Below are 10,734 nucleotides of genomic sequence, written 5' to 3'. Positions count from 1 at the left end.
CCGCGCCGGCGGCCCGGTCGCCGGGCCGCCCGCCGTCGGTGGCGTGGCCCCGCTCGCGCTCGCCGGCGACCGCCGGGTCGTCGAAGGTGCCCCGGTCGTCGAGGGCGTCCTCGGGCACCTCGGACCGGCCGGCCTGGTCGCCCGTCGGCGGCACCGGCACCGGCGCGGAGCGGACGGCCTCGGGGTGCGCCTTCTCCACCCGCTGCTCTTCCTGTCGCATGGCGGTCTCCTCAGCGGCTCGTGACGTCGTGCTGGCTGTCCGGACTGCGCTGCTCGGGCGGCCGGTGTCCGACCGGCTCCTCGCCGAGCAGGTCGGCGAAGAGGGCGCGGTAGTGGACCACGGCCTGGCGGAGCTCCTCGGTGCTGGCCTCGCCGCGCGAGTTGCGCAGGTGGATCTCGTGGGCGTCGCGGTAGTGGCCCAGCGTCCGGGCGTGTTCCACGGAGAGGTGGGCGATCTGTTCGGAGAAGTCGCCGGTCGGGTAGCCGCGTTCGGCGATGAGCCGCGTGACGAGTTCGTCCGCGTCGCCAACGGTTTCGGCGGGGGAGTCCACGAAGCGGACCTGCAGCTCCTCCCAGGCGGCGGCGTAGCGGGCGCGGGACTCGGGCGCGAGCGGGGTGAGCGCGAGCTCGGCGTGGCGGCGCTCCCGTTCCCGCAGCTCCCGCTCGGCGGCGGTACGGCTGTCCTGCTCGGCGACGGCGCGGTCGTACTCGGGACCGAACCGCGACCGCAGCGCCCGGCGGCGCGCGTACGACCGGGCGGCCACGGCCAGCGCCGCGATCACCAGCACGACGAGAACGATGACGATTACCTGCGTGGGCGACATGGCTCCTCCTTCGCCAGAGGTATTCCCTCCGCTCGGTGATCGCCAATCCCGTTCCGGGGCACTTTCCTGACGAACCCGACGGGCGGGGATTCCCGGTACCGCCATGGCAAGTCACACAGAGTCACCAGCGCCACCTCGTGAAAACTTGACTAGTTCCAGAAACCGCGCTTGGCGGGGTCGTGCCTTAGCACCGACAGGGTGACCTTCCGCCAGGATGCACGTTAGGAACAGTTCGGCTGTCTCAGCGGCTAATCTGTCTCATCAGCTTCCCGGAGGCGATCAAAGGAAGGCTCCTGCGGTGAACTTCGGCCTGTCTCAAAGATTTTGCGGGCGGACCACGCGTCGATGCCGCTGAACTCCCGCTCTACGGCGTCGGACGCCTCCGCAGTGGCGTGCTCGTCGGCGATGTCACCGCCGACCGCGATCGCCCGACCGCCCGCGGCGGTGACCGTAGTGGTGCGGGCCTTGTTGCCGGCGTAGTGGACGCAGACGCGGGTGAGGCGCTCGACGACCGCGCGGCCGATGCCGCCGGAACCGCCGGCGACCAACGGCGATGCGACTGGTGGTGTCCGTCGGGGTTATGGGGTGCACTGGTGGCCGAGGGTCGGCAGGGCCAGGAGGACGCCCAGCACGAGCACCGCGGCGACGACGAGCAGGATGCCGCCGAAGCCGAGCCCGATGAGAGAACCGGTGAGCTGCGGGCCCAGGCTGGCGCCGATGAACATACTGCATCCGTAGAGGGCGACCGCCGCGCCGCGTGCCTGTGGCGCGTTGGCGTTGACGGTCTCGACGACGGCGGGTGCCGCCGCGGCGACGGCGGCCACGAACAGCAGCAGAGCGATGGCCAGCGGAACGGTGCGGCCGCCGAGGAAGGAGCCGGCGGCGACGGCGAGGGCGGCCAGGGCGAAGGCGAGGACCACGCGCAGGGGCGCGGTCAGCCGCTGGAGCACGGGGGCGAGTAGGGGGACGGCGACCAGGGCGGGCAGGGCGCTGGCCCGCAGGGCGAGGATCGCGGCGGAGTTACCGGCGATACTCGGCGGTCCGGCGATGGCCACCGCCGTGTAGAGGGCGACGAAGGCGGACATCAGGGCGACGGTGGACAGGTACACGGTGCTCAGCCGAGGCCGGCGCAGCAGCCGTGGCATCGCCGCGAATGCCTGAAGCAGCCCGCCGCCGGTGCCGTGGCGCGGGGTGGGCCGCAGCACTCGGCGCACCGGAATCAGGCTCAGGGCCATCAGGGCGGAACCGAGCCAGAAGACCGCGCGCCAGCCGAGCCCGGCCGCGACGGCCTGAGCGCCGATCTGCATGACGACAGCAGCGGCGAGCATGCCGCTGGTGATGCAGGTGAGGGCAGTGCCGCGGCGCCGCGGCCCGATGTGGTGGACGACGTAGGAGAGCGCGGAGGGTGCCAAGGTCGCAGCGGTCAGTCCCTGCAGGCTGCGCAGGGCGATGGCCGTAGGGAGGTTGGGGGCGGCGCCGACCGCGGCGGTGGATACCGTGGCGGCCACGAGTCCTGCGGTGATCACGGCGCGTGGTCCGTAGCGGTCGGAGAGCGGACCGGAGACGAGGAATCCGGCGGCATAGGCAAAGCCGAACGCGGTCGCCGTCCAGGTGGCCTGCCCCGCGGTGGTGCCCAGCGCGGTGGCCATGGGCTGCAGCAGCGCCAGGACGGTGTACATCTGGCCGACCATCAGGACGCCGAGCGCGGTCAGCAGGAGGGTGGTCGGGACGGCCGGGGCCCAGCTCGCCGGTTGGGCGGGCGTGCTGCTCTTGGCTGTGTGCCTGGGGGTTGTGGTTGCGGTGGGGTGGGACATGGGAAACTCCCGAAGGGGGCGTCTGGTAGCGGCCCCGTGTGTCTGCTCGCGACGCGATCGGCCGATGGCACCACCGGGGGCGATGGGTCCCCCGGCCGGCGTGCGGCCGGCCGGGGGACGGGACGGTGAAGGGGGATGCTCAGCCAGTCGGGGTGTTCAGCACGTACTCGCGGGAGGCGTTGACCTCGCTGCGCAGGGCGGACAGGTCGACGTCGAGGACGTGGCCGTTCCACTTGCGGGGCTCGCCGTTGACGAGGACGGCGCTGATGTTGCGGGCGTCGGAGCCCAGCACGACGGTGCCGATCGGGTCGTTGAGCGGCATGTTGTTGAGGTCCTCGGCCTGGATTACCAGCAGGTCGGCCTTCTTGCCCGGGGTGAGCGAGCCGGTGACGGCGGCCAGGCCGTTGGTGTGGGCGCCCTGGAGGGTGGCGAAGTCGAGGACGTCGTGGGTGGTGATGCGCTGGGGCTGCTGGTCGGTGCCGTAGGCGGCGTTGACGGCGCGCATCCGCTGGATGGCGTGCAGGGCCCGCATCTGCGTGAACATGTCGCTGGCCAGGGCGACTTCGACGTCGATGCTCAGTCCAGGGCGGATGCCGACGGACAGGGCCTCGTCGACGGCGGGGATCGCGGTCTCCAGGCCGATCTGGGCGTCGGAGGTGGGGGCGAGCGCCACGGTGGTGCCGGTGTCCCCCATCGCCTTCCATGCCTCGGGGGTCAGTCCGGTGGAGTGGATGAGGGTGACGTCGGGGCTGAGGATGCCGTCCTTGGCCCAGCGCAGGATTGCCTCGGAGGAGGACGTGCCGAAGACGGCGTCCACGCTCACTCCGACGCCCAGGTCCTTGGCGACGCGGGCAAGTTCGGGACCGTAGGCGAGGGCCGGTCCGGCGATCTCGTCGGTGGCGAGCGTCGCCAGGCGCAGGGTCAGCAGCTGGTCGTCGCTGCTGAAGTACTGGTCCTTGACGCGGGCCAGGTCGCCGGGCCACTGGCGGTCCCACTCGCCGAAGTGCGGTCCCATGGAGGCGTGCACGCCGCGGATGCCGGTGTCGACGAGGGCCTCGATGGCGGCGTCGGAGTGCTCGCGGGTGCGGGAGTTGTGGGAGAAGTCGAGCATGGTCGTGATGCCGCTGTCGATCGCGGTCAGGGCGGCCAGCTTGGTGCCGATGTACATGTCCTCGGGCCGATAGACCGTGGCGTAGCCGGCCAGGGTGGACATGACGTAGCCGCCGAGGTCGTCGACGTCCGGCATGATCCGGCGCAGCTGGGCCTCCCAGGCGTGCCGGTGGGTGTCGACGAAGCCGGGGCTGAGGATGGTGCCGGTGGCGTCGACGACCACGGCGTCACCCGCGTCGAGGTCACGGCCGACGACGGTGATGGTGTCGCCCTCGACGAGGAGGTCGCCGCCCTCGATGACGCCGAGGTCGGGGTCCATGGTGACGATGGTCGCGCCGGTGAACAGGATGCGTCGCTGACCTGCGGGGCGGCGCCGGAGCTCCTCGAGGGCGGCGGCGCTGGTGGTGTCGTTGACGTTCATGAGAGGTCTTCTTTCCGTACGGCGGACAGGGCTGGAGGAAGGGGCCGTCCGCGGGAGAGTGCTGGGAGGGGTGGGTCGTCGGAGGCGGCCGAGGCTGCTCGAACACCAGCCTCGGCCACGTCCGCTACGGCAACCAGGTCCCGGTTTCCCCAGATGTCGCGCACCCAGGATCGGGACTGTGGGGGCGCCGATGGGCGCAGAGTCAGCCCAGCTTCATGACGTAGCCCGCGTGGTGCAGTTCGTCGTCCTGGAACTCTCCGTAGGCCCAGAAGCCGAGGTCGTCGAGGTAGTCGATGCGGTCCCCGTCGATCCAGAAACGGCCCTGGTAGGCGTGCGGGCGACCGCCCCGGGTCTCGTCGTAGCGGCCGTCGGCGGTGAGTTCCTGGTGCAGGAAGTCGTTCCTGTCGATCCAGACGCCGACCCGCGGGCTGCCGGTCAGGTCCGGTGCGGCCGGGATGCCCGCCTCGGGGGCGGTGGCCCGGCCGGGGACGTCGGTGCCGGCCCACAGGACGGGCCGGCCGGCCGCGACCAGCGCGCGGACCTGCTCCGGCCGGGTCATGAGGGTGGCTGCCGCGCTCGATACGTCGGTGGCGAGTTCGTCGGGCACCACCAGGAAGTCGGTGGTGTTGCCCGGGGTCAGCGTCGCGACGTAATCGGAGCGATGGCCGCGGCCGCCGGCTAGCGCCACGGTGTCCACGACGGCGGGGACGATGGTCGTGCCCGTGCAGTCGACGACGATGGCGTTGTCATCGCCCGCCGCGGTGATGATGCCCGGACCGACGCCCACGAGCAGAGAGCCGACGAACAGGAGGTCGGCGCCGGTCATGGTCCCGATCAGCGGGTCCATCGTCACGATCCGGGCGTTGGTGAACAGGACGGGACGCCCCTCCTCGTTCGAGACGATCTCGTCGAGAGCCTTCGGGTTCCAGCTCACGGTGTCGGTGATGGTCATGGTGCTCCTCAGGGAGTTCGGTTCATCGGTCTGCCCGATGTGCGAAGCGAGCGCCGGTGCAGGTGGGCGGCAGCCGCTCGGCAGCTACAGCAGCTGCGTGACCATCACGTTCGTCGCGCTGCGGAACCGGAACCAGGCCGCCGTATCCCCAGGTGCGCGGCACCCATGGTCGGCCCGCTGCTCGTGACAGGGGCCCGGGAGACTCGTCTGTGCCGGCACCCTGATGTCGCCGCATTCCACTCGCGATCATGGGTGCGCCGCCCCCAGGAAGCCCGCACCTGGGGAGACCGCGACCTGGTTGCCATCGGCTGCCGAGCCAACCATGGAGCCATGACCAGCAACGACACGCCCCGCGACCCTCACCCGTACGTCGGGACGTGGGTGACCGCGGACGGATACATCCGCCAGGAACTGCTGCCGAACGGCCGCTACGACGAGGCCCGCGGACCCCGTCAGAGCGCCTATACCGGCCGCTACACCGTCACCGGCAACCACATCGACTACGTCGACGACCTCGGCTTCACCGCCACCGGCGACATCCGCGACGGTATTCTCTTCCACGAGCATCTGGTGCTCTACCGCGAGGGAGACGAGCGCGCCCGGCAGTGAGGCCAAACAGATCAGAAACAGCCGAGAAGGGTCCGCCAGCAAGCTGGCGGACCCTTCTCGTGCAAGATCGAACCATCAGAGGGGCGTGCCATCCCGGCCACATCCGGCGCGGTGGCGATCGCCTTCGCTGTCGACGATCACCTCCGACGTGGATGCCGGCGAGAGCATCGTCCGTACCACCGTCGGCCAGGCCCGAGCCATTCGCCGTCCCCACGACTCCGAGCGATGGGCGGTGCGATCAGCTCGCGCAGGTGGCGCAGCCGATTCTCCGTGGTGGTCGTGGGCAGATGTCGCATGCACGTGACCTAGGAAGTCAGGTGTCGCTGAGAGCCCCGCCGGATTCGCCCTGCATCATCTGTGCGGATTCCCCTCGGCCGGAGCGGGACCGGAGTTCGGCGAAGGCAGCCGCGGTTGCACTGGCCCGCTCGGCCTGGTAGACGACCAACTGCTGGTGCGGGGCATCGTTGACGGTGAAGGCCGAGAACTGGATCTCCAGAGCGCCGACCTCGGGGTGTGCGAAATTCTTCGCCTGCTGGGTCTTGCCCTTCACCTCGTGCCGTGCCCACAGCTCGGCGAATTCGGGGCTCTTCGCGCAGAGTGTGTCGACGACTTCGGTGATCCGCCGGGAGTCCGGATCGTGTCCGTAGGCCGCGCGCAGTTCGGCCACGCAGGAGCGCGCGGCCTTGTCCCAGTCCTGGTAGAAGGTGCGCCCGGCCGGGTCCAGGAAGACCATGCGGCCCAGGTTGTCGAACCGCTGGAATCCGCTGTGCAGGGCCGCGGCGAGCGCGTTGTGCGCCAGGATGTCCAGGGCCGGTCCCAGGATGAAGGCGGGGGTGTCGGGCCAGTTGTCGATCAGCCGCAGAAGCTGAGGGCTGATCCTGTCGTGACCGGCGGAAACGCTGCGGCGCTCCTGGGGCGCCCGGGTGAGTCTGCGCAGGTGGTCGTGTGCCTCGTCGTCGAGGTGGAGGGCGGCGGCGATCGCGTCGATCATCTGGGGCGACGGACTGGTCTCCCGGCCCTGTTCCAGGCGCATGTAGTAGTCGGAGCTCACGCCCGCGAGCATGGCGACCTCCTCGCGGCGCAGCCCCGGCACCCGCCTGCGCCCGTGCTCCGGCAGGCCCACGTCCTGGGGCTTGAGGGCTTCGCGCCGTGCTCTGAGGAAGTCTCCCAAGGGAGTGCTGTCGCTCATGACCCCAACCTAGTAGAGGGGCATCCCGGCCGTCGGTGGACAAGACGTCCAAGCGTCCGGCCGTGCCGCACCGCACCCGCGGAGTCGGCCGTTTACAGGATTCAGGCCGCAGGACGTCCGAGGTGCCTGGCGTGATGGGTACCTCACCGCGCGCCCGGCATGCCGCGCCGGGAGGCCATCGGCATGCCTCGGCCGGGGCGGGCCGACCGAGGCGCAAACGGAGCAACTCTCCCGGCTCCACCGTCCGGGTCATGGCGTCATTCTCCTTCGCATCCACCGGGCTGGGGAGCGGTGGGCCCAGCCCTGGCCTACTTCAGGAAACGCGGGGCCGGGGCTGGGGCTATCACCGCCGCGAGCGCACATTCAGCCGGAGACGGCGCCCGTCGCCGCGTCCTGTACGGGCAAGGGGCCGGCACTGAGCGAGCCGAGCAGGGCGAGGGCGTCGGCGGAGGCGGTGCCCGGTTCGGCTTGGTAGACGACGAGCTGCTGGGTGGAGGCACTGTTGACGGTGAAGGACTCGTAGTGCAATTCCAGGTCGCCGACCTGGGCATGGTGGAAGAGCTTGGCCTCGCGGGTCTTGCCACGCACGTCGTGGCGCGCCCACAGAACGCGGAAGTCGGCACTCCTCATGGACAGTTCGCCCACGAGCTGGCTCAGCCGCGGATCCTCGGGGTCGATACCGGCCGCCCGCCGCAGGGTGGCCACGGTCGACTCGGCGGCCCGGTCCCAGTCGCGGTAGAAGTGCCGCGCGGCCGGGTCCAGGAACGTCATCCGCAGCAGGTTGTCGGAGTGGGTGAAGCCGGCGTAGAGGGCGCCTGCGAGCCGGTTGCGGGCCAGGATGTCCAAGGCAGGGCCCAAGACGAAGGCGGGCGTGTCGCTCCACATGTCGAGGAGTCGTCGCAGGTGCGGGGCGACGCGTTCGACACGCGGCGCGCGGCGCGTACGGCGGGTGGTCGGGCCAGCCACGCGATACAGGTGGGCCACCGCTTCGTCGTCCAGTTGCAGAGCTCGCGCAACGGCCTCGAGTATCTGCTGCGACGGATGCCGTTCGCGGCCCTGTTCCAGGCGCGTGTAGTAATCGGTGCTCACCCCAGCGAGCGTGGCAACCTCCTCACGGCGCAGACCGGGCACCCTGCGACGACCGGAGAAAGGAATTCCCACGTCTTCGGGGCGCAGTCGGGCACGCCGTGCGCGGAGGAACCCCCACAGTGCGTTCTCGGCGGTGGGGTACTTGTCTGTGTCCATACGTCGAGGCTAGGGCTCCGCACCGCCTTGTCGTGGAGGCGAAGGGGGGCGCGCTTCACCCAGGAACAGCGCACCCCTGCGCGACACATGATCAATCTCACCGAACTCGCAGTTCTATTGATCCCCGACTCCGACAGCGGGCCTGGCAGCATCTGTCGAGCTGCGACGATGTCCCGTCGCCTGCACTTCAGCCAGTGCGACTCCGACTACGGTCGCCGGGTCGCCGAGGGCCTCGGCATCGCCGTCGGCGCCTGATCCGCGCCGCCTGGGCCGAACGCCCGCACCGCCTGGGACGAACGCCCCGCCGGGACCGGCGGGGCGTCCGTCCGCTGTGGACGTCCGTCCGGTGGGCCCGACGCGACGGACGGTAGTGCATCGGGCGGTATTTACGTATCCTGCCCAAGGCGTCAGCCGGAGTGCCGGCACCGTGGGCCGGGACCGTCCGACCCCGACGCTGCCCGGCCGGCGCCGGCGCCCCCGCAGCCACACCTTCCGGGCGAGGTCTGATTGAACACCCGCGACTGGCCGATCCGCTCCAAGCTGACCGCGCTGGTCGTCGTCCCGGTGACCGCGCTGCTGGCACTCTGGATCTTCGCCACCACGCTGACCTTCGGGCCGGCGCTCGACCTGCTCGCCGCCCGGACCCTCCTCTACGACCTCGGTCGCCCCGCCGAGACGGTGGTGGCCGAGCTGCAACGCGAGCGTCGCCTCTCGGTGGTGCAACTGGCCGGGCGGGGCGTCGCGTCCGAGCTGGCCGAGCAGCGCCAGCGGACCGACCGGGCGGTCGCCGAACTGCGTCGCAGGGTCGGCGGGGAGGAGCTGCGCGACGCCGCCGACGACCTCCTCGACGCCCGGGTCGACCAGCTGGTCACCGCGCTGGAGGCGCTGCCCGCCGGGCGCGGCTTCATCGACCGGCGCGAGGTCGACCGGGCCGGCGCCGTCGGGCTCTACAGCGGCATGATCACCTCGGCCTTCCAGGCGTTCTCCGCCATGGCCAACCTGCCCGACCGCGACCTCAACCGCGAGGCGCTCGCGGTCACCGCGCTCGGGCGCTCCCGCGAGCTGCTCGGCCAGACCGACGCCCTGCTGGCCGGGGCGTTCACGGCCGGGCGGTTCGGCGAGGGCGAGCACACCCAGGTGGTGCAGACCGTCGCCAACCAGCGCTTCCTCGCCGAGGGGGCCGTCGCGGACCTGCCCGACGCGGAGCGCGTCGCGTTCCAGCGGCTGACCGAGGGCGCGGCCTTCACCCGGCTGCGGGCGATGCAGGACACCCTGGTCGACCGCGGGTCGTCGACCAGGCCGGCGGTGGACCCGGCGCGCTGGCAGGCCGACCACGAGACGGTGCAGCAGGCGCTGCGCGAGTTCGAGCTGGCCCAGGCCGAGGGCCTCGCCGAGCGGTCGGTGCCGTCCGCCGTGCGCATCCTGGTCCGGCTCGGCGCCGCCGGGGTGCTCGGCCTGGTCGCCGTCGTGGTGTCGGTCCTGGTGGCGCTGCGGGTCGGCCGTTCCCTCGCGCACCGGCTCACCGGCGTACGCACGGCCGCGCTGGACATGGCCGAGCACCGGCTGCCCGACGTGGTGGCCCGGCTGCGCCGGGGCGAGCAGGTCGACGTCGCCCGGGAGGCGCCGCCGCTGGAGTACGGCGCCGACGAGATCGGCCAGGTGGCGCGGGCGTTCACGGAGGTGCAGCGGACGGCGGTCCGGTCGGCCGTCGACGAGGTCACGCTGCGCCGGGGGCTCAACGAGGTCTTCCTCAACATCGCCCGGCGCAGCCAGGGGCTGGTGCACCGGCAGCTCGCCCTGCTCGACCGGATGGAGCGGCACACGGAGGACCCGGACGAACTGGCCGAGCTGTTCCGCGTCGACCACCTCGCCACCCGGCTGCGGCGGCACGCGGAGGACCTGGTCATCCTCGCCGGCGCGGCGCCGGGGCGGGGCTGGCGCAACCCGGTCGCGATGGTCGACCTGATCCGGGGCGCCATCTCCGAGGTCGAGTCGTACGACCGCGTCGACATCGGCGCCGTGCAGCCCGGCGGCACGCTGGGACGGGCTGTCGGCGACGTGATCCACCTGCTCGCCGAGCTGATCGAGAACGCCACCGCGTTCTCCCCGCCGCACACCCGGGTGGAGATCTCCGGGCAGCACGTCGCGAACGGCTACGCGGTGGAGGTGACCGACCGGGGCCTCGGGATGTCCGCCGCCGCCCTGGAGGACGCGAACCGGCGGCTGGCCCGCTCGCCCGACTTCGAGCCCACCGAGACGGCCCGGCTCGGCCACTTCGTGGTGGCCCGGCTGGCCGCGCGGCACGGCGTCCGGGTGCGGCTGCGCCCGTCCGACGGTGGTGGGCTGACCGCCGTGGTGCTCATCCCGGCCGACCTCGTGACCGACGAGCCGGCCCTGGTGCCGGCGGGCGCCGGCCCGGGCGAGCAACCGTCCGGGGGTGTCCCGGAGGAGCGGCGGCTGACCCGGGCGGGCCGGTTGAGCACGCTCTTGAGCCCGGCGAGCACGCTGACCGCGATGAACGGGAACGAGTGCCAGACGACGACGAGCGTCAGGATCGAGAAGAACAGCAG

Annotated in this window: 10 protein-coding genes and 1 pseudogene; 3 read left to right on the top strand and 8 right to left on the bottom strand. The window is 71.7% G+C overall.

Going from position 1 to position 10,734, the window contains the following annotated elements:
- From ACWENR_RS26565 to ACWENR_RS26540, 6 genes and pseudogenes are all read right to left on the bottom strand, one after another.
- Positions 1-220 (bottom strand): annotated as a pseudogene (locus tag ACWENR_RS26565) (hypothetical protein); the annotation flags it as partial.
- Positions 221-230: 10 nt separating this feature from the next.
- On the bottom strand, positions 231-824 hold the full coding sequence (locus tag ACWENR_RS26560) for a hypothetical protein (RefSeq protein WP_452279683.1): 594 nt from the start codon (positions 822-824) through the stop codon (positions 231-233).
- Positions 825-1,072: 248 nt separating this feature from the next.
- Positions 1,073-1,372, bottom strand: coding sequence for a hypothetical protein (locus ACWENR_RS26555; protein ID WP_452279682.1), 300 nt, complete (start codon positions 1,370-1,372; stop codon positions 1,073-1,075).
- A gap of 30 nt (positions 1,373-1,402) precedes the next feature.
- The gene (locus ACWENR_RS26550; RefSeq protein WP_452279681.1) at positions 1,403-2,638 is read right to left on the bottom strand and encodes an MFS transporter; all 1,236 of its coding nucleotides are present in this window, start codon (positions 2,636-2,638) and stop codon (positions 1,403-1,405) included.
- A 139-nt stretch (positions 2,639-2,777) separates the two neighbouring features.
- The gene (locus tag ACWENR_RS26545) at positions 2,778-4,169 is read right to left on the bottom strand and encodes an amidohydrolase family protein (protein ID WP_452279680.1); all 1,392 of its coding nucleotides are present in this window, start codon (positions 4,167-4,169) and stop codon (positions 2,778-2,780) included.
- A gap of 202 nt (positions 4,170-4,371) precedes the next feature.
- Complete coding sequence (locus tag ACWENR_RS26540; protein WP_452279679.1) at positions 4,372-5,121, bottom strand: Atu4866 domain-containing protein; 750 nt, start codon at positions 5,119-5,121, stop codon at positions 4,372-4,374.
- A 330-nt stretch (positions 5,122-5,451) separates the two neighbouring features.
- Here ACWENR_RS26540 and ACWENR_RS26535 point away from each other — a divergent pair, with 330 nt between their 5' ends.
- Entirely contained in the window at positions 5,452-5,730 is a 279-nt protein-coding gene (locus tag ACWENR_RS26535; RefSeq protein ID WP_452279678.1) for an Atu4866 domain-containing protein, read from the top strand.
- A 313-nt stretch (positions 5,731-6,043) separates the two neighbouring features.
- Here the strand turns inward: ACWENR_RS26535 and ACWENR_RS26530 are convergent, their stop codons facing one another.
- Complete coding sequence (locus tag ACWENR_RS26530) at positions 6,044-6,919, bottom strand: helix-turn-helix transcriptional regulator (protein ID WP_452279677.1); 876 nt, start codon at positions 6,917-6,919, stop codon at positions 6,044-6,046.
- Between the two features lie 363 nt (positions 6,920-7,282).
- Positions 7,283-8,164, bottom strand: coding sequence for a helix-turn-helix transcriptional regulator (locus tag ACWENR_RS26525; protein ID WP_452279676.1), 882 nt, complete (start codon positions 8,162-8,164; stop codon positions 7,283-7,285).
- 87 nt (positions 8,165-8,251) lie between these two features.
- On the opposite strand from ACWENR_RS26525, the gene ACWENR_RS26520 reads away from it, so the two are divergent.
- Positions 8,252-8,419 carry a hypothetical protein gene (locus tag ACWENR_RS26520; RefSeq protein WP_452279675.1) on the top strand — a complete coding sequence of 56 codons (168 nt, stop codon included), beginning with the start codon at positions 8,252-8,254 and terminating at the stop codon, positions 8,417-8,419.
- Between the two features lie 252 nt (positions 8,420-8,671).
- A partial coding sequence (locus ACWENR_RS26515; protein ID WP_452279674.1) for a sensor histidine kinase occupies positions 8,672-10,734 on the top strand: 2,063 nt, incomplete at its 3' end.

The organism is Micromonospora sp. NPDC004336 (assembly GCF_053602615.1).
This window is presented reverse-complemented; position numbering and strand designations above follow the sequence as displayed.